Raw genomic sequence first — 18,485 nt, 5'->3', positions numbered from 1 at the left:
TGTGCCATTGATATTGTTGCCCGCTGTCGACGTGGTCGAGGGTCGCGCCGTGCGATTGGTCCAAGGCAAGGCCGGCAGTGAAACGGAATACGGTTCGGCGCTGGATGCCGCGCTGGGTTGGCAGCGCGACGGTGCGGAGTGGATTCACCTGGTCGACCTCGACGCCGCATTCGGCAGAGGGAGCAACCGCGAACTACTCGCGGAGGTGGTGGGCAAACTCGACGTTGCGGTAGAGCTATCCGGGGGTATTCGCGACGACGACTCGCTGGCCGCGGCACTGGCAACCGGTTGCGCCAGGGTGAACCTGGGTACCGCGGCGCTGGAAAACCCACAATGGTGCGCCCGGATGATCGCCGAGCATGGTGAGAAGGTGGCGGTCGGACTCGACGTCCAAATCGTGGACGGCAAGCATCGACTGCGCGGCCGGGGGTGGGAAACCGACGGCGGTGATCTGTGGGAGGTGCTGCAGCGCCTGAATAGCGAAGGATGTTCACGCTACGTCGTCACCGACGTGACCAAAGATGGCACGTTGGCAGGCCCCAATCTCGAACTGCTGGCAGGTGTGGCCGGTCGTACCGAGGCGCCGGTGATCGCATCCGGCGGTGTTTCCAGCCTGGATGACTTACGTGCGATCGCAACCCTGACGGGCCAGGGGGTCGAGGGTGCCATCGTGGGTAAAGCGCTCTACGCCGGAAGGTTCACCTTGCCGCAGGCGCTGACCGCGGTACGGGAGTAGACCGCAATGGATTTGGCTGCACGGTTGGTCACCTTGGTTGAGCAGGCGTCGGCAATTTTGGATGCCGCGGTGCCGAGGTTCCTCGGCGGCCACCGTGCCGATTCGGCAGTTCCCAAGAAGGGCAACGACTTTGCCACAGAGGTGGATCTCGCGATTGAGCGACAAGTCGTTGCGGCGCTGGAAGCTGCTACCGGAATCGGGGTACACGGCGAAGAATTCGGTGGTACCGATGTGGATTCGCCCTGGGTTTGGGTGCTCGACCCGGTCGACGGCACTTTCAACTATGCCGCCGGCTCGCCGATGGCCGCCATATTGCTGGGCCTGCTGCACGAGGGTGAACCGGTGGCCGGCCTGACCTGGTTACCGTTCATCGGCGAGCGCTACACCGCGGTGGCAGGTGGCCCGTTGCTGAGAAATGGCCTCCCGCAGGCATCGCTGGCTCCCGCGAAGTTGTCGGAGAGCCTCATGGGTGTAGGCACATTCAGCGCCGACTCCCGGGGCCGTTTTCCGGGGCGTTATCGGCTTGCGGTGCTGGAGAACCTCAGCCGGGTGTCGTCGCGGTTGCGTATCCATGGGTCCACCGGCATCGACCTTGTTTATGTAGCCGACGGGATCCTAGGCGGTGCAATTAGTTTCGGTGGTCAGGTTTGGGATCATGCTGCGGGAGTCGCGCAGGTGCGGGCCGCGGGAGGCACCGTCACGACCTTGACCGGTGATCCGTGGACCCCAACCTCGCGTTCGGTGCTGGCCGCGGCGCCGGGAGTCCACGAAGAGATCCTTGAGATCGTGCGTAAGACAGGCGACCCGGAGGACTACTGATATGTACACGGATACCGGCCTTGCGGTGCGCGTCATCCCGTGCCTGGATGTTGACGCCGGACGGGTGGTCAAGGGGGTCAATTTCGAGAATCTGCGGGATGCGGGCGATCCTGTGGAGCTTGCGGCCGCATATGACGCCGAGGGAGCCGACGAACTTACCTTTCTCGACGTCACCGCGTCGTCGTCGGGCAGGGCCACCATGTTGGAAGTGGTGCGCCACACCGCGGAGCAAGTGTTCATTCCGCTCACGGTTGGCGGCGGGGTGCGTACCGTGGCTGATGTCGATCTATTGCTACGTGCGGGGGCCGACAAGGTTTCGGTGAACACGGCCGCGATCGCTCGCCCTGACCTGCTGGCCGACATGGCAACGCAATTCGGGTCCCAATGCATCGTGTTGTCCGTGGATGCGCGCAAGGTGCCGGTTGGCTCAGCCCCGACACCTTCGGGCTGGGAGGTCACTACTCACGGCGGCCGCCGCGGCACCGGTATGGATGCCGTGGAATGGGCCGCCCGCGGCGCCGACCTTGGAGTAGGGGAGATCTTGTTGAATTCCATGGATGCTGACGGCACCAAGGCGGGATTCGACCTGGCAATGTTGCGCGCGGTTCGCGCGGCGGTCACGGTTCCGGTGATCGCCAGCGGCGGCGCCGGGAACGTGGACCATTTTGCTCCCGCTGTTGCCGCCGGCGCTGACGCGGTATTGGCGGCCAGTGTCTTTCACTTCCGGGAGCTGACGATCGGCCAGGTCAAGGCCGCGATGGCCGCAGAAGGGATCACCGTGCGATGACTCTTGACCCAAACGTCGCCGCCCGCCTGAAGCGCAACGCCGACGGATTGTTCACCGCCGTGGTCCAGGAGCGTGGCAGCGGGGACGTGTTGATGGTCGCCTGGATGGATGACGATGCTTTGGATCGAACCTTGAAAACCCGTGAAGCAACCTACTATTCGAGATCTCGCGGCGAACAGTGGGTCAAGGGAGCGACCTCTGGACACACCCAGTATGTGCACTCCGTGCGGCTGGACTGCGACGGTGACACGGTGCTGCTCACCGTCGATCAGGTGGGTGGGGCCTGCCACACGGGTGACCACACCTGCTTCGACGCCACCGTGCTGCTTTGAACGGGGAAGGTGCCGCCGAGCCGAAACAGCAGCGGCCAGCCTTCCGACGAACAGTGAAGTGACGCACGGGAAGTGAAGGCCCGCCGGATCGGGCTGCCGCGACACATTCCGCGCGACCTGCATCAATCCGAAAGTAAATTGCCCTTTCTACCCTCCAGCGGAATCTCGCCCGCGATCTTGCCGATCACCCGTCCCGGCCAGGCATAAGGCTGGCTATGGCGAGCAAAGAGCCGCCCGTCGGTCTCGGCCCGCAATTCCGTCTCCTCGCCAAGCGGATCGATCACCGTGGCGACGAGATCGCCCTTGCGGACCAGATCTCCCAGCCGGCGGCGATAGGCGACGAGCCCCGTGACCGGCGAGCGCAGCTGCGCCATGGCCGTCAACGCCGTGGCGCGGCAGGACAAAGCCGGCTGCCCGCCCGGCCCATCGACAAAGCCGCGTCCGGCCAACATGCGCAGCAGCGCCATGGCTTGATCGGCGGCACGTTCGGGATCGACATCGTCATTGCGGCCCATTTCCAGCGTGGCGGCCAGGCAGGCCGGCGGAATGGGCAGACCGGGATGGTTCGCGGCCAGCGCCCACCACGGACCGGCGCAGGCCTCATCGAAGGGGCGACCGCCCGACACCTCTGCCAGAAGCACTGCTCGCGCATCGATCGCGGCGGCGATGTCCTTGGCCGCCGGCCATAGCGCCGGGCCGACATACATGTGCGGCTCAGCCTCGTTGTCGGCGTGAAGATCGAGCACGAGGTCGGCGTCATGGGCGAGCGTCAGCAATCTGTGGCGCAGCTGCGCCAAGGCTCCATCCGGGGGCATCGCCGCAAGCCGCGCGGACATCGCGGCCCGGATCGTTTCGACGTTCGCCGCCGCGTCCGGTCCCAGCGACAGGCTTGGAAGGTCTGACAGATCGGCATAGTTCCGGTTGAAGTTTTCCCCGGTGCCGCTTTCGAGCCGACCGAACAGGAAGCTGGTTTCGGTCTGTGTCAGGCCGATCGGGTTTGCCTGCGGCACCAGCAGGATTTCACCATGGACCGCGCCGCGAGCTTCCGCTTCGGCCAGATGCCCGGCCAGAATGCGCAAGACCAGCATGCCGGGCAACTCGTCGGCATGCAGGCCGGCCTGCAAATAGGCTTTCCTGCCCGTACCCGCCGCACCGAAGCTGAGCACAGTGAGTCGATGTGGCGAGCCCGGCAGTTCGTGGGTCTGGCGCAGCACGTTCTCACTCCGTCGGCGGAGCAGCCGGCTCACCGGTCGGAAGCACGAACACCTCTGTCTCGAAATAGGCCGCGCAGGCGGCATGCAGGCGATCGTTCAGCTTGCCTTCCGTCGCCAGCGCCCCTGCGATCAAACGATGACCGGGGGGCATGTCGCGCAGTTCGATTCCCTGCACATCGAGAAAGTTCGTCACGCCGGCCTCACCCAATTCCGGCAGCTCCATGGCGGCCTCGATGACGGCGAGCGCCGAGGTGTAGCGCGGCCCTGCGGCGGCAATGACGGGGGCGTTTGCAGCCGCTTTCTCCGTATCGGAAAGCAGTGTGGTCAGGGTGGTCCCATCGAAATACATGTCTGTCCTTTCTATTGATTTTCATCCGTGCCGATCACGGATGCTTTCGATATCGAGATGGCCGGTGCCATCATCGTGTGAGCGATAGCGCAAGGCAATATGCGCTTCGTGTGTGGCACCGGGCGCGGTTACCGGGCCGGCATCGCCAACGCAATCCTTGATCAGTGCGTCCACCAGCGTGTCCAGCGCGGCGGCGGACGCGGTGGCCGGCGCCGCCCGGGTGACGGTCCCGGTCACCATATCGATGACATCCCCTGGACCGGCAAAACACAGCTTGGTGTCGGGTGCGATGAAATCGTCCCCAGCCAGCTCGGTCTTGAGCGGATCGAGCTCGACCAGGACGGCGCCGCGCGCCGATCGCGGTGAGTTGGGTGTTGTCGTGGTTGGCGATGACCCCGCTGTCTTCGAGAAGACCGAGTCCGAAGCGCACGCTTTCCTCGGCGCAGGCGACGGCGAGGCGGCCGAGACGAAGCGAGGACGACAGTTTCTGGTCGACGATGGCGGCGCCGAAAAACCCCAACCCTTCCTGGATCACCAATCCGTGCCGTCCCATATCCGAGGCGATGCCGAAGCGCAGCGCCTCGTAGGACGTGCCGCCTCCGATCAGGAAACCGGACAGCGCCGAGGCGGCACCGCCGACCCCGACGATCATGGCGCCGGCGGCCCGCGCCCGCGCAATGGCGGTCAGCAGCGGCGTGACATCGCCACGGTAGAGCAACAGGGCTCCGGCGTTGTTGATTAGCAGGCTTGTGAGCTGGGTTGATGATCTTTGGTGCCGCGCTATTGGGGCCGGAGTGTAGGCACGGGCTATCTGGAGAACGATCGAGTTGGTTACTGTTCGTCGTTGGTCTGGAGTTGCCCGTGCCTACCGTTTCAGTATTGCCTGTGTCGTCGGTTCCAGAGGTGTTCGACCGCTGGAGTCCTGGTGAGCGCAGCGAGCTCATCGGATCGGAGTTTTTCGATGTGTTGGCCTCGGTGCCAGACCCGAGGGACCCACGCGGTCGGAGGTATTCGCTGATGGCTTTGTTGGCGATCGCGGTTCTGGCCACTGCCGCGGGGATGCGCGGCTATGCTGGTTTTGCCACATGGGCGGCCACCGCTCCCGATGATGTGTTGGCCCAATTAGGGGTCCGGTTCCGGCGGCCCAGTGAGAAGACCTTCCGCGCTGTTTTGTCTCGGCTAGACCCCGCCGACCTCAACGCCAGGATGGGCAGTTACTTCACTGCACACGTGGCCAGCAGCGACCCCAGCGGATTGGTGCCGATCGCGTTGGACGGCAAGATGCTGCGTGGTGCTTTACGCGCCAAAGCGACAGCCACGCATCTCGTGTCGGTGTTCGCCCACCGTGCCCGATTGGTGCTCGGTCAACTCGCTGTCGCCGAGAAAAGCAATGAAATTCCCTGCGTACGTGCCCTGCTCACGCTGCTGCCGGGTAGCTTGCGGTGGCTGGTCACCGTGGATGCGATGCATACCCAGGTCGTCACCGCGAAGTTGATCTGCGCCACCTTGAAGTCGCACTACCTGTTGATCGTCAAGTCCAACCAAGCCAAAATACTTGCGCGTATCACCGCGCTGCCCTGGGCCGAGGTGCCCGCAGCCGCTACCGACGACTCCCGCGGCCACGGCCGTGTCGAGACCCGCACCCTGCAAATCATCACCGCTGCACGAGGAATCGGCTTCCCCTACGCAAAACAAATCATCCGGATCACTCGTGAACGCTTGATCACCGCCACCGACCAGCGCAGCGTGGAGGTGGTCTATGCCATCTGCAGCCTGCCGTTCGAGCACGCCCGCCCTACCGCGATCATGACCTGGATGCGTCAACACTGGGGAATCGAGAACAGCCTGCACTGGATACGCGACGTCACCTTCGACGAAGACCGTCAAAGGGCACATACCGGAAACGGCGCACAGGTCCTAGCAACGCTACGCAACACCGCGATCAATCTGCACCGCCTCAACGGCGCCGACAACATCGCCGAAGCCTGCCGGATCACCGCTTTGACCGCCAACCGCCGCCTAGACCTCCTCAATCCACAATTCCCCAGCTCACAAGCCTGCTAATCAACAACGCCGGAGCCCTGGGTAGAGCAAGGATTCCACCAGCCTGATCTGGTTACCGCCGGTCAGGATGATGGTGCGCAGGGCGGCGATCTGCTCGACCAACGCTTCCTCGCGCATCCGGCGATCAACATTGTCGATGGTGACGCGCAGATCGGTGGCCTCGACGCCGTGGCCGCGCAAGGCGCCGATGTACTCGCGCGCGGCCGCGTTGGGCTCGGCGGACGCGGCGGCAAGCACACCGACCGGCCCCTCACACTGCGCCGCCAGTTCCGCAAGCAGCGGACTGCCGCGGTCGAGTGGCGCCGAGCCCAGCATCATCATGCGCGCCTGCTGCCCCGACTTCATACCGTAGTCGCGGGACAGCGCCGCCCACCGGTTCTCCGCCAGTTGCGCCGCATTGAGCTGGCGGGTGCGCATGCTGGCCCGAAAATCCACCGCCGTCATGCGGAAATCACGCCCGGCTCCGGGAATGTAGGCGGCCGCACGGCCGCCCTGGCGGGATATTTCGACGCTGGTGGCGGCACCCGCCTTGGGCTCTATCGCGCGCGCCCGATCCGCCGGATAGGCCTCGGGGTCCCCCAACACCAGCCGCGCCGTGAGGTCGTAGAGGGTATAGGTGGCGAAGACGTTGCGAAGCGAGCGGGCGGGGGCCCGGTAGGTGATGTCGCGCTGGGGCACCGGCCGCTTGCTCGGACCGGGGAGGACCTCACCCGTTTCCAGGTCATAGCTGTCACCGTCGTCGGCATAGCTGAAACCGATGTTTTCGATCAGCTTGCGGCGGCGATCGACTTTCGCCTCCTGGAGATGGAGCACGAAGACGCCATATTCGCCGATCACCCGCGCACTCGTGCCCTCGATGAACAACGCGGTGTTTTCGTCTATGCCGAAGCCGCGCTTGGCGCCGGACGCCTGCATGCCGACGACCAACCGGCCGAATCGGCCGCGTTTGATGAAATGCTGGTCGACCATGCCCCAGGGAAAGAAGCCGAGCCCCGGCTCCAGCAGCATTCCGGGCTCGTCCGGGTCATCGACGACACCGTAGGTCGCAGCTTCCAGCGATGTGCCGCCGGAAATCATCACATCGGACATCATGGCGGCCCCAGCACTCGACCCGGCGACCATCGCACCGTTGAGCTGCGCTGTGCGGATCGCCTTCAGCACCCGGCTTTCCGTGCCCTTCGGCGCCAGCGCCCCGGTGATCAGGGCCTGGTCGCCGCCGGTGAAATAGACGCTGCCATAGTCCTCGACGAGATCGGTGATCGCCGTGTCCTGCGCGGCCGCCGCCGCCCCGGCGCCGTAAACCCCGGCCAGGGCGGCATCGAAACCATAGGCGCGAAACACACCGACCGCTTCGGCTCCGACCTCATCAGGCACCGACGAAGCCGTCGGGAAGACGACGATCCTTCCGCCTGCCAGACGGTGCATCTCGTGATAGACGGCGGCATTGTCGTCCTCCAGTCGGCCGCCGATGATCGCCAGTTTCGGGGTGGCGCTCCCACGGTCAGTGAGTGAGATTCTGCTGAGCTGCCGTGTCATTTCGCCGGAACGATCAGCACACCTCGATCATCCGACGTGAGAGCGAAGCCATCGGGAACGTCGAATATGGACGTTGCCAGACGCTTTGCGACGGACTCCGGTTCGGGCGCGGTGAATTTCGGGGTGAAGTGGATGATCTGCTTCCAACAGCGCGTTATCGCCTCGCAGAAGTACAGCACCAAATCGTCGGGCTGCGCCTGCTCGAGCGCCGCGTCGAGGGCCTTTTCTTCCTCTCCGATGATGCTGATCGCGTCGGGCGCGACGCCCTCGGCGATCAGGGCGTCGCGCAACAGCTCGGGCACTTCGTCTGGCTCGCGATCGCGCAGATTGTCGTCGCGGTGGCAGATATAGGTGTCGAAATGGCCGGCGACCTTCGCCGCAATCGCCGTCGCGTCCTCGTCGCGCCGGTCGCCCGGGCAGGTGAGGCCGACGATCCGGCGCCCGCGCGGCTTGAGCCGGTCGACCAGGTCGACCATGGCCCCCACCGCCGCCTCGTTGTGCCCGTAGTCGAGGATCACCCGGAATCCGTGTTCATCGAAGACATTCATCCGGCCTGGACTCTGGAAGAAGCTGTTGTCGAAGGTGCGCAATCCGGCGCTGATCTGATCCAGTGTCTTGCCGAGCGCATAGGCCATGCCGGTGGCGAACATGGCGTTTTCGACGTTGTGTAGTGCCTTGCCCTCCAGAGTCGCCGGGATGAGCTGGGTCCACATCAGTGGCATTTGGGTGCCGTTGTCGTAGATCACGATCTGGTCGCCGTTCACGCCCTGCTCGAGTACGACCGCAAGCTTGCCGAGCCGGATATGTTCGCGCACCAGTTCATGTTCCGGGTTGCGCGTCACATACATGACCTGCCTGGCGGGCGAGAAGGCCGCCATTTTCAGTGTCTGCTCGTCGTCGGCGTTCCGCACCACCGTGCCGCGCGTGACTTCGGCGACGACGCGTTTCACCCGGGCAAGGTCATCCAGCGTGTCGACGCCGCCAAGCCCCAGATGATCGGACGCGACGTTCAGCACCGCGCCTACATCGCAAAAGTTGTAGCCCAGGCCGGAGCGGACGATGCCGCCGCGCGCCGTCTCCAGGACTGCGATGTCGACCGAGGGATCCCGCAGCACCATCTTGGCGGAGACGGGCCCGGTCATGTCGCCTTTGACGGTCACGTTGCCGTCGATCAGCACGGCGTCGGTCGAGGTCTGCCCCACGACATGACCCGCCATTTTCAGGATGTGCGCCAGCATGCGCGAGCACGTGGTCTTGCCGTTCGTTCCGGTCAAGGCGGCGATGGGAACGCGCGCCTGGGTTCCGGGCGGGAAGAGCATGTCCATGATCGCTCCGCCCACGTCGCGCGGCGTGCCCTCGGAGGGCGCGATGTGCATGCGCAGGCCTGGTCCCGCATTGATCTCGCAGATGCCGCCGCCGGTCTCGCGATAGCTCTTAGTGATATCGGTGGTCAGGAAATCTACGGCGCCGACATCGAGCCCGATCGCCCGGATCGCCCGCTCGGCCATCAGCTTGTTGTCGGGATGGATCGTGTCGGTGACATCCACCGCCGTGCCGCCCGTCGAAATATTTGCGGTCTTGCGCAGATACACTTCCTCGCCCTCGGCGGGGACCGTCTCTGCGGTGTAGCCCTTTTCCTCGAGCAAGCGCGTCGCCTGGTCATCGAGTTCGAGCCGGGTCAGCACGTTTTCATGCCCGACGCCACGGCGAGGGTCCTGATTGACGATATTCACCAGCTCGGCAATGGTGTGGCGCCCGTCGCCCTTCACATGACCCGGCACCCGGCGCGCGGCGGCGGCGAGCTGGCCATTGACCACCAGAAGCCGGTGGTCGTCGCCGCGCAGCATGGTCCCACCAACACCGCCGATCCCTCGGCATCGGCGGTCTCGAAGGCCTCGGCGATGCCGTCCTCGGACGTGATGTTGACGGTGACGCCCCGGCCATGATTGCCGTCGAGCGGCTTGATAACCACGGGATAGCCGATGCGTTCGGCCGCCCCCACTGCCTCGTCCACGCTGTAGACCAGCTTCTGCCTCGGGGCGGGCAGACCGAGATCGGCAAGGAGGTTATTGGCGAGATTCTTGTCAGAGGCGATTTCGACGGCGATATGCGAGGTTTTCGACGTCAGCGCCGCCTCAATCCGCTGCTGGTACTTGCCCTGGCCGATCTGGATCAGGCTGGCGTCGTTGAGCCGGTAGACCGGAATGTCGCGGGCCTGGGCCGTACGCACCAATTCCATGGCCGAGGGCCCCAGCGAACGCCTGTCGGCATAGGTCAGGAAATCCTCGACGTTCTTGTCGAGGTCGGGAGCCTCTTGATCATCGGAGTCGGCGCGGGCAATGGCCGCGAGCATGTCGCAGGCAACCTCGCCGGCCTCGATACCGATGTCTTCATTGCCATAGCTGTAGAACACCTCGACGATATCGGGATCGTCCGTCGATCTCGACCACGCCAGTGTGCCGTCAATGCCAGCGGCATGCTCGAGCGCCAAAGCCAGCCTTGCGACCAGATCGCCGATGGAAAGCCCCGCGCCGGCGTGCAATGCGGCAACCCACTCGGCATGTTCGAGCGCAAGCCCCGGCAACACCGCTGCCAGTCTGTCGATCACGCCCGCCCCCAGGCCCCTGAGGGTCTCCGCATAGCTCGGCTTGACGTCCACTTGAAGCCGGATTACCGCCTCCAGCGCATGAACGTTCGGACCGACATAGACCGAAATGGAATCGATATTCAATGGGGCATCCTCATCAAGCGTCGGGTGTCTGCACACGAGAACGCGGTCAGACAGAGCCGCGCAACGCAGTGGAGCATAGTCCAACATGCGGAACGCTCATCCGCAGAACCGGAGCATCACGAGGAACCTGGCTCCTTATGGGTGAGGGGAGAGGGTGACCGGCCAACGCCGGCAACCCGACCGCACCGGGGCCGAGTGTTGGCCCGGTGGTCGCCGCCCGGAGAGTCTGGGGCACAGTGTGGCGGTATTCCCGCGCTACCACTGGCAGGCCGCTACAGCGATTATTGCGGTATCTGGATCGATAACGCCGATCAAACGTGCTCGCTAGTTTTCGCTCGGAAATCCCGACATCGTGGCCCCCGCGCATTCTTGTGTATTGCCTGCGCGAGTCTTGCCATCGGCATGGCGGCGGCAGATTTCATCGCAGGAACCGCCGGTCCTGCTGCGCGGCTTAACTGGGTTAGCCCACGAACCATTCCATTCGACTGTTTCAATTAGTCGGGCCTTCGCGGGTGGGTTGAGCGCAATCGTTCGACAGGCAAGCGTAGCGGTTAGGGCCGACAATCAGCTTGGACCCAATCAAGGAGGAGCGCATGGCGGCCCCGACAATCGGCCTGATCCAGCAGATGCTGCGCCGACGGCCCGTGATCGGGGCGCCCGTGGCTCACGGCGCCTCCGATCAACTGAAACGCAGTATCGGCACGTTCCAACTCACGCTGTTCGGGGTAGGTGCCACCGTCGGCACAGGCATCTTCTTCGTGCTGTCCGAGGCGGTTCCAGAAGCCGGTCCTGGGGTTGTTGCCTCATTTGTGATCGCCGGAATCGCGGCAGGACTTGCCGCGGTCTGTTATGCCGAACTCGCCTCAGCCGTAACGGTTTCGGGGTCAACCTACTCCTACGCCGACACCACTCTCGGCGAGCTGGTCGCAATGGGTGTGGCGGCCTGCCTGCTGTTCGAATACGGCGTGTCCACCGCCGCGGTTGCGGCGGGTTGGAGCCAGTACGTCAACAAGCTGCTTGACAATTTCTTCGGCCATCATCTGCCCCAGGCGCTTTCCGCTGCGCCGTGGGGTGACGCATCCCCGGGAATCATCAACCTTCCCGCTGTCGTATTGGTCGGGTTGTGCGCCGTCCTTCTCATCCGCGGAGCCAGCGAGTCGGCGAAGGTCAACACCATCATGGTACTGATCAAGCTGAGCGTTCTGGTGATGTTCGCCGTCATCGCCTTAACGGCCTTCGACGCCGATCGGTTCGCTGAGTTCGCGCCCTTCGGTGTCGCCGGAATCGGCGCGGCGGCAGGCACGATCTTCTTCTCGTACATCGGCCTGGATGCGGTGTCCACCGCCGGTGACGAAGTCAAGAATCCGCAGAAGACCATGCCTTTGGCGATCATGGCCGCGTTGGTGACCGTGACAACGGTCTACGTGGTGGTTACCGTGGCCGCACTGGGCGCGCAGCCCTGGCGGGATTTCGAGGGCCAGCAAGCTGGCCTGGCCACCGTCCTCGACAGAGTCGTCTCAGGCCACTACTGGGGCTCGGTCTTGGCGGCCGGCGCAGTGATCTCCATATTCTCGGTCACACTTGTGGTCCTGTACGGCCAGACTCGAATCCTGTTCGCCATGGGCCGAGACGGTCTTCTGCCCTCAGTGTTCGCCAAGGTTCGCCCACCCAACATGACACCGGTGTACAACACCATCATCGTCGCGGTGGTGATCTGCATTCTTGCCGGCTTCGTCCCGCTGAGCTATCTGGCGGACGTGGTGTCCATCGGCACCCTGGTCGCGTTCATCGTCGTGTCCGTCGGCGTCGTCATCCTGCGGGTGCGTGAACCCGATCTCCCGCGTGGATTCAAGGTGCCCCTCTACCCCGTGACACCGGTGTTGTCGGTCCTGGCGTGTGGGTACATCCTGTTCAACCTGCCCTGGTACACCTGGTTGGCGTTCTCCATATGGGTCTCGGTGGTGCTGGTGTTCTACTTCGTGTGGGGCCGCCATCAAAGTGCGTTGAACGATGGCGGTGACGGCGTGATCGGTGCCATGCCAGCCGATGCCGGCGACAGTGACGTTCTGGCGCAGCGGGATCACTGACGACGGTGAGGGTGTGGCGCTAACCGAACACCAATGGCGCACTGCGCCAGTACTTCCCGAAGGCTCCGATCTATCCCGATGGTCCGCTGAAGACATCGAAGCAGTCGCTCACGCCCACAACATCAGGCCCAGAAAGACACTCGGCTGGAAAACGTCGGCCGAAGCCCGCAACCCACACGCGCGCGCTTTTTCGGCTGAAGTAGCTAGGGGGAAAGGTTGGCGTGGCCTTCGGCTGCGGCCAGCGCCGCGCGAGTCCATTCGCGCTGGGACACGGCCGGTTCGATGCGCTGACGGCGGATCACCTCGATAGCAACCACCCGTCCGGAACTGACCGCGGCCGGGACCCGGAAGGAGAATTCCGGCGTCTCGGTGGCCACCGCGAGCATCGCCTCAGTGTCGGCAAAGCCGTTGGCGCGCATGGTGTTCTCGACCCACTTCGCCGGCGTGAGGCCGCCGAAATCCTTGACGTAGACCACCCAGAGGCCGATGCCGCGCTGGTTGTAGAGCTTGGTGACCGCTCGCGCGATGACCACGCGCTCGGCCGGAGTCAATACCGCCGACTGGTCGGTGACGTGGTCAGACAACTGAAGGGTTGGCTTTGACGGCGGTGTCGCGCCGACGCCCGGGGGTGCCGATGAGGATGCGGCACCGCGATCCGCACTGCTGGATCGGTCGCTCAACAGCTGAATACCGAGTACCGCCGCGACCGCGACCAATGCGACGGCGACCAGCCCGGCAATCAGGGTCGCGGGCTTGATTCGCCTCCCGTGTGCGGTCGGTGCCGCTGCAGATGGTGTCGCGATCACCTGTGTCGGCGCGGACCCGAATGCGACGGGGTTCGGCGCGATTGGTGGGGCTAAAGGGTGCTGACCCGCCAGCGCGGCCGCGAAATCCGAGCACGTGGGATAACGCTCTGCGGGGTTCTTGGCCAGAGCTCTGGCAATGACGCCATCGAGATGCGCCAATTCGGGGCGGCGCGCACTGATTAGTGGCGGTGGTGCGGACAGATGCTGGGTGATGATCACCGCCGGATTGGTGTGTTGGAATGGGGCAGAACCGGCCAGCAGGTGAAACGCGGTGCAGCCGAGTGCATACTGATCGGCGCGTCCATCCAGAGGCGCGCCCTGCAATTGTTCGGGGGCGCAGTATGCGGTGGTTCCCATCAACATATTGGTCGCGGTCAGCCCACTGATCGCGCCGACTTCGCGAGCGATCCCAAAATCGGCAAGCACGATTCGGCGTCGGTGATTGGCTTCGCCCAGCAGAATGTTGGCCGGCTTTACGTCGCGGTGGAGCAAGCCCTGTGAATGGGCGTAATCAAGCGCGTCGGCCACCGCCGCGATGATTTCCACCACCTCGGCATATGGCATTCCGGTCGGGTACTGGGTGTTCAGTAGTCGAGCGGCGTCGGTTCCCTCCACGTAGTCCATGGAGATCCAGAGTTGTCCGTGGAATTCGCCGCGATCGTGGATGCCGACTATGTGCTGGTTGTACAAGGTTGCGGCGAGGTCGGCCTCACGGTTTAAGCGCTGACGGAACTCCTGGCTGGAGGTGAACTCGGCGGGCAGGATCTTGAGTGCGTCGCGCCGGGGCAGTCGGGGGTGCTGCGCCAGGTACACCTCACCCATTCCGCCCGCACCTAACCGGCGCACGATGGTGTACCCGGCGAACAGCTCACCTTCTTGGAGGCCTTCGCTGTGGCCAGCGCTTGTCGGCATGTGAGCATGCTACTGATCGCGCCGAGGGGGCCATCGGGAAACTACCCAGAGCAGTGGTGACTCCCAGGCCGGGGCTGTGGCTGCCGGACAGAAGCCGGATAGCAATCTCGAAGTTCACCAATCACGTTGGTGCCCCGATGCTCGGGGGGTGTCGCGTCGCAGCACAATACACAGGCTGCGGAGTTGACCAGCGGCCTTGGGGGCGGCGGGGGGGGGGGGGGGGGGGGGGGGCTCGGCTGTTTGGAGCCCTCAGCGACAATGGCAGTTGATGTGGAACGCCTGTCGTGGACCGTGGTGGCCCCGCTGCTTGCGCTTGTCGCGTTGGTACTTTCCTGGGGCCAGCACATCGGCCCCGTGGTGGGTCTGCTGGAAGCAGTGCTGCTCGCAGGGGCGGTGCTGGCCGCCGTGCATCACGCCGAGGTTGTCGCGCACCGGGTCGGTGAGCCATTCGGTTCACTGGTGCTCGCGGTCGCGGTAACGGTCATTGAAGTGGCTCTGATTGTCACCCTGATGGCTTCTGGCGGGCACCAGGCGGCCACGCTGGCACGCGACACCGTGTTTGCTGCGGTGATGATCACTACTAATGGGATTGCTGGGCTGTCATTGCTGCTTGGTTCGCAGCGGTACGGCGTGACGTCGTTCAACGCCCATGGCAGCGGCACCGCGCTCGCCACGGTGACTACCTTGGCGACCCTGAGCCTGGTGCTGCCCACGTTCACCACTAGTCAGCCGGGTCCCGAGTTTTCACCTGGCCAGCTCGGTTTTGCCGCGGTCGCCTCGCTGGCCCTTTATCTGCTGTTTGTTTTCACCCAAACCGTCCGCCATAGGGACTTCTTCCTGCCGGTGGCGCAAAAAGGCACCGTCGACGATGACCGGCACGCCGATCCGCCGAGTACCCGGGCGGCGATGACGAGTCTTGCGCTTTTGTTGGTTGCCTTGGTCGCCGTGGTCGGACTGGCCAAAATGGAGTCGCCCATCATCGAGCGGATGGTGGTGGCGGCTGGTTTTCCGCAGTCCTTCGTCGGCGTGATCATCGCAACGCTGGTGCTGCTGCCGGAGACGCTTGCCGCCGGGCGCGCGGCGCGGCAGGGGAGGCTCCAGTCCAGCCTGAACCTGGCGTACGGCTCTGCAATGGCCAGCATCGGTCTCACCATTCCGACCATCGCGCTGGCTTCCATCTGGCTTAGCGGCCCGCTCTTGCTGGGCCTGGGAGCTCTGCAGCTGGTGCTGTTGGTGCTGACCGTTGTCGTCAGTGCGCTCACCGTCTTGCCTGGTCGGGCGGCGCGGCTACAGGGCGAACTGCATCTGGTGGTGTTGGTCGCATACATCTTTCTTGCGGTCAGCCCCTGAGAGCGTGGGCGCGTCGCCGGGGCGTTATGCGCGGGCGCGGAGGGTCTCTAGAGCCTTGTCCGCGTGGGTGTCCATGCTGAATTCGCTGGAGATCACGTTGAGAACTTTGCGATCGGTGTCGATGACAAACGTCGTGCGTTTGACCGGCATCAATTTGCCGAGCAGTCCGCGCTTGACGCCGAACTGGCCGGCGACGGTGCCTTCGGCATCTGACAGCAGGGGATAGTCGAAATGCTGCATGTCGGCGAACTTGGCCTGCTTTTGCACGGAGTCAGCGCTGATACCGACGCGGCTCGCGCCGACTGCGGTGAATTCGGCGGCCAAATCGCGGAAATGACAGGCTTCCTTAGTGCACCCCGGGGTCATCGCCGCGGGGTAGAAGAATAGAACCACCGGCCCGTCGGAAAGTAGAGCGCTGAGCTTGCGTTGTTTTCCCGTCTGATCGGGAAGCTCGAAGTCGGCCACGGTGTCACCAATTTTCATGGCCGTCAGGCTACGCTCGGGCCGGACTGCGCGTCTGATTGGATAGGCCGATGCGCGCAGACCTTGCAACCACGATTACTCGTGAAAATTTCCGCTCATTGGCCGCGGAACATCGGGTGGTTCCCGTCACGCGCAAGGTGTTGGCCGACAGTGAAACTCCGCTGTCGGCGTACCGGAAGCTGGCTGACGGCCGGCCGGGAACTTTCTTACTCGAGTCGGCGGAGAATGGCCGGTCGTGGTCGCGGTGGTCGTTCATCGGTGCCGGGGCGCCAACAGCATTGACCGTGCGGGACGGCGAAGCGGTGTGGCTGGGTACCGCGCCCGAGGGCGCTCCGACCGGTGGGGACCCGCTGCGCGCCTTGCAGTCCACCTTGGAGGTGCTTGCCACGGGCGTGATGCCGGGGCTTCCGCCGCTGTCCGGCGGCATGGTCGGCTTCTTCGCCTACGACATGGTGCGCCGGCTCGAGCGTCTGCCGAACCTGGCCGTGGACGATTTGCATCTTCCCGAGATGCTGTTGTTGCTGGCCACAGATTTGGCGGCGGTCGACCACCACGAAGGCACGATCACCCTGATCGCCAATGCGGTGAATTGGGATGGCACCGACGAGCGAGTCGATTGGGCCTATGACGATGCCATCGCCCGGCTGGATGTGATGACCGCTGCCCTGAGTCAGCCTTTGCCGTCGTCGGTGGCCACTTTTAGCCGACCGGAGCCCCACTACCGTGCTCAGCGCACCGTCGAGGAGTACGGCGCGATCGTCGAGCACCTGGTGGAAGAGATTGCTGCCGGCGAAGCTTTTCAGGTGGTGCCGTCGCAGCGTTTTGAGATGGACACCATGGTGGACCCGATCGACGTCTACCGAATCCTGCGGGTCACCAATCCGAGTCCCTACATGTACTTGATTCAGGTTCCGAATGACCATGGCTCGGTTGAGTTTTCGATTGTTGGGTCAAGCCCGGAGGCGTTGGTCACCGTTCATGACGGCTGCGCAACGACTCACCCGATCGCCGGAACCCGCTGGCGTGGTGAGACCGACGAAGAGGATCAGCTCCTGGAGAAGGAGTTGCTGGCCGACCAGAAAGAACTGGCTGAGCACCTGATGCTGGTCGATCTGGGGCGCAACGACCTTGGACGGGTGTGTATACCGGGCACGGTTCGCGTTGAGGACTACAGCCACATCGAGCGTTATAGCCACGTCATGCACCTGGTCTCCACCGTGACAGGTCTGCTCGACGCGGGCCACAGCGCTTTGGATGCGGTGACCGCGTGCTTCCCGGCCGGGACGCTGTCTGGTGCTCCCAAAGTCCGGGCCATGGAGCTGATCGAAGAGATGGAGAAAACTCGCCGTGGTTTGTACGGCGGTGTGGTCGGCTACCTCGATTTCGCCGGGAATGCTGATTTCGCAATCGCTATCCGCACCGCGCTGATGCGTAACGGCACGGCGTACGTCCAAGCCGGTGGTGGTGTCGTAGCCGACTCCAACGGGCCCTACGAATACAACGAAGCGCGAAACAAAGCGCGGGCGGTACTGAATGCGATTGCGGCCGCTGAGACCCTGGCCCGTCCGGATGCGGCGTGCAGTGACTGATACCGGGAATGACCGCCGGGCGCGGCGGAACAGTCGACTAATGATCGGGATCGCCCAGTTGTTGCTGGTGATCTCGGCCGGCGTGCTGTGGATTGCTTCGCGGTTGGGGTGGGTTGTCATCCGGTCATTCGACGGACTCGGCCCGCCCAAGGAGGTGACCCTGTCGGGCGCGACGTGGTCCACCGCGCTGCTGCCCATGGCGCTTCTGATGTTGGCCGCCGCGGTCGCGGCGCTGGCAGTGCGTGGCTGGCCACTGCGGGGGCTAGCGGCCTTGCTGGCGATGGTGAGCCTCGCGGTCGGATATCTCGGTGTCAGTCTGTGGGTGATTCCCGATGTCGCACTGCGTGGGGCCGAGCTCGCTCAAGTCTCGGTGATCACGTTGGTGGGTAGCGGGAGGCACTACGTGGGGGCGGGACTCGCGGTGGGCGCTGTCGTGTGCACGCTGGCCGCCGCGGCGTTGTTGATGCGCTTGGCATCGATCGTCGAATCACTCGGCGACAACGCCACAAAGTACGCGTCGCCCGCTTCCCGTCGTTCCGTGGCGCGTGCCCAGGACGCGGCTATAGCCACGGAAAAGGCGTCGAAGAGCGCGGAATTGGACATGTCGGAGCGCACGATCTGGGATGCTCTGGACGAGGGCCGGGACCCTACCGATCGGCCGCCTGAGCCAGACACCGAGGGTCGGTGAAC

General features: G+C 64.3%; 18 protein-coding genes and 1 pseudogene. 11 read left to right on the top strand and 8 right to left on the bottom strand.

All coding sequences use genetic code 11. From position 1 onward, the window contains the following. Position 1 precedes the first annotated feature (1 nt). The 4 genes from priA to hisI are packed head-to-tail and all read left to right on the top strand — an operon-like array spanning position 2 to position 2,674. A complete protein-coding gene (priA, locus tag SHTP_RS14430) occupies positions 2–736 on the top strand; it encodes a bifunctional 1-(5-phosphoribosyl)-5-((5-phosphoribosylamino)methylideneamino)imidazole-4-carboxamide isomerase/phosphoribosylanthranilate isomerase PriA (protein ID WP_096372477.1) in 735 nt (244 codons plus the stop codon). Between the two features lie 6 nt (positions 737–742). Next, entirely contained in the window at positions 743–1,555 is an 813-nt protein-coding gene (locus SHTP_RS14425; RefSeq protein ID WP_012394147.1) for an inositol monophosphatase family protein, read from the top strand. A 1-nt stretch (position 1,556) separates the two neighbouring features. Continuing rightward, on the top strand, positions 1,557–2,342 hold the full coding sequence (gene hisF, locus SHTP_RS14420; RefSeq protein WP_096370959.1) for an imidazole glycerol phosphate synthase subunit HisF: 786 nt from the start codon (positions 1,557–1,559) through the stop codon (positions 2,340–2,342). Then, positions 2,339–2,674 carry a phosphoribosyl-AMP cyclohydrolase gene (gene hisI, locus SHTP_RS14415; protein ID WP_011739710.1) on the top strand — a complete coding sequence of 112 codons (336 nt, stop codon included), beginning with the start codon at positions 2,339–2,341 and terminating at the stop codon, positions 2,672–2,674. The genes hisF and hisI overlap by 4 nt, the downstream gene beginning before the upstream one ends. Positions 2,675–2,796: 122 nt before the next feature. On the opposite strand, the gene SHTP_RS14410 is transcribed toward hisI, so the two are convergent. From SHTP_RS14410 to SHTP_RS29030, 3 genes are read right to left on the bottom strand one after another with little or no spacing between them, the layout of a single operon-like run. Next, positions 2,797–3,888: a succinylglutamate desuccinylase/aspartoacylase family protein gene (locus tag SHTP_RS14410; RefSeq protein WP_096372476.1), complete on the bottom strand. Its 1,092-nt coding sequence runs from the start codon at positions 3,886–3,888 to the stop codon at positions 2,797–2,799. 4 nt (positions 3,889–3,892) lie between these two features. Continuing rightward, the gene (locus SHTP_RS14405) at positions 3,893–4,237 is read right to left on the bottom strand and encodes a hypothetical protein (protein WP_015355997.1); all 345 of its coding nucleotides are present in this window, start codon (positions 4,235–4,237) and stop codon (positions 3,893–3,895) included. Between the two features lie 21 nt (positions 4,238–4,258). Next, positions 4,259–4,474 (bottom strand): hypothetical protein, encoded by a 216-nt coding sequence (locus SHTP_RS29030; protein ID WP_231991643.1) that lies wholly within the window; start codon positions 4,472–4,474, stop codon positions 4,259–4,261. A gap of 52 nt (positions 4,475–4,526) precedes the next feature. Between SHTP_RS29030 and SHTP_RS29025 the strand changes: the two genes are divergently transcribed. Both SHTP_RS29025 and SHTP_RS14395 read left to right on the top strand, forming a co-directional pair. After that, positions 4,527–4,979, top strand: coding sequence for a hypothetical protein (locus SHTP_RS29025; protein WP_231991642.1), 453 nt, complete (start codon positions 4,527–4,529; stop codon positions 4,977–4,979). A gap of 119 nt (positions 4,980–5,098) precedes the next feature. Next, positions 5,099–6,301, top strand: a complete 1,203-nt coding sequence (locus tag SHTP_RS14395; RefSeq protein ID WP_420873009.1) for an ISAs1-like element IS2404/ISMul1 family transposase — start codon at positions 5,099–5,101, stop codon at positions 6,299–6,301. Here the strand turns inward: SHTP_RS14395 and SHTP_RS14390 are convergent, their stop codons facing one another. The 3 genes from SHTP_RS14390 to SHTP_RS29020 are packed head-to-tail and all read right to left on the bottom strand — an operon-like array spanning position 6,302 to position 10,568. Beyond that, positions 6,302–7,837: a cyanophycinase gene (locus tag SHTP_RS14390; RefSeq protein WP_231991467.1), complete on the bottom strand. Its 1,536-nt coding sequence runs from the start codon at positions 7,835–7,837 to the stop codon at positions 6,302–6,304. It abuts the gene before it with no gap. After that, entirely contained in the window at positions 7,834–9,684 is a 1,851-nt protein-coding gene (locus SHTP_RS14385; protein WP_231991466.1) for a glutamate ligase domain-containing protein, read from the bottom strand. The genes SHTP_RS14390 and SHTP_RS14385 overlap by 4 nt, the downstream gene beginning before the upstream one ends. Then, complete coding sequence (locus SHTP_RS29020) at positions 9,603–10,568, bottom strand: acetate--CoA ligase family protein (RefSeq protein ID WP_231991641.1); 966 nt, start codon at positions 10,566–10,568, stop codon at positions 9,603–9,605. Before SHTP_RS29020 ends, SHTP_RS14385 begins: the two co-directional genes overlap by 82 nt. Before the next feature lie 593 nt (positions 10,569–11,161). Between SHTP_RS29020 and SHTP_RS14375 the strand changes: the two genes are divergently transcribed. Both SHTP_RS14375 and SHTP_RS14370 read left to right on the top strand, forming a co-directional pair. Then, positions 11,162–12,655, top strand: a complete 1,494-nt coding sequence (locus SHTP_RS14375; protein ID WP_096372475.1) for an amino acid permease — start codon at positions 11,162–11,164, stop codon at positions 12,653–12,655. Between the two features lie 26 nt (positions 12,656–12,681). Further along, positions 12,682–12,833 (top strand): annotated as a pseudogene (locus SHTP_RS14370) (IS30 family transposase); the annotation flags it as partial. 25 nt (positions 12,834–12,858) lie between these two features. Here SHTP_RS14370 and SHTP_RS14365 read toward each other — a convergent pair. Next, complete coding sequence (locus SHTP_RS14365; protein ID WP_096370956.1) at positions 12,859–14,373, bottom strand: serine/threonine-protein kinase; 1,515 nt, start codon at positions 14,371–14,373, stop codon at positions 12,859–12,861. 258 nt (positions 14,374–14,631) lie between these two features. Here SHTP_RS14365 and SHTP_RS14360 point away from each other — a divergent pair, with 258 nt between their 5' ends. Then, positions 14,632–15,723: a calcium:cation antiporter gene (locus SHTP_RS14360; protein ID WP_096370955.1), complete on the top strand. Its 1,092-nt coding sequence runs from the start codon at positions 14,632–14,634 to the stop codon at positions 15,721–15,723. Between the two features lie 24 nt (positions 15,724–15,747). On the opposite strand, the gene SHTP_RS14355 is transcribed toward SHTP_RS14360, so the two are convergent. Further along, a complete protein-coding gene (locus tag SHTP_RS14355) occupies positions 15,748–16,206 on the bottom strand; it encodes a peroxiredoxin (protein WP_011739714.1) in 459 nt (152 codons plus the stop codon). Positions 16,207–16,256: 50 nt separating this feature from the next. Between SHTP_RS14355 and SHTP_RS14350 the strand changes: the two genes are divergently transcribed. Further along, positions 16,257–17,795, top strand: a complete 1,539-nt coding sequence (locus SHTP_RS14350; protein ID WP_096370954.1) for an anthranilate synthase component I — start codon at positions 16,257–16,259, stop codon at positions 17,793–17,795. Between the two features lie 40 nt (positions 17,796–17,835). Beyond that, positions 17,836–18,483, top strand: coding sequence for a TIGR02234 family membrane protein (locus tag SHTP_RS14345; RefSeq protein ID WP_096370953.1), 648 nt, complete (start codon positions 17,836–17,838; stop codon positions 18,481–18,483). The last annotated feature ends 2 nt before the right edge of the window (positions 18,484–18,485 follow it).

It is taken from the genome of Mycobacterium ulcerans subsp. shinshuense, assembly GCF_002355775.1.
In the GTDB taxonomy this organism is placed as follows: domain Bacteria; phylum Actinomycetota; class Actinomycetes; order Mycobacteriales; family Mycobacteriaceae; genus Mycobacterium; species Mycobacterium marinum.
This window is presented reverse-complemented; position numbering and strand designations above follow the sequence as displayed.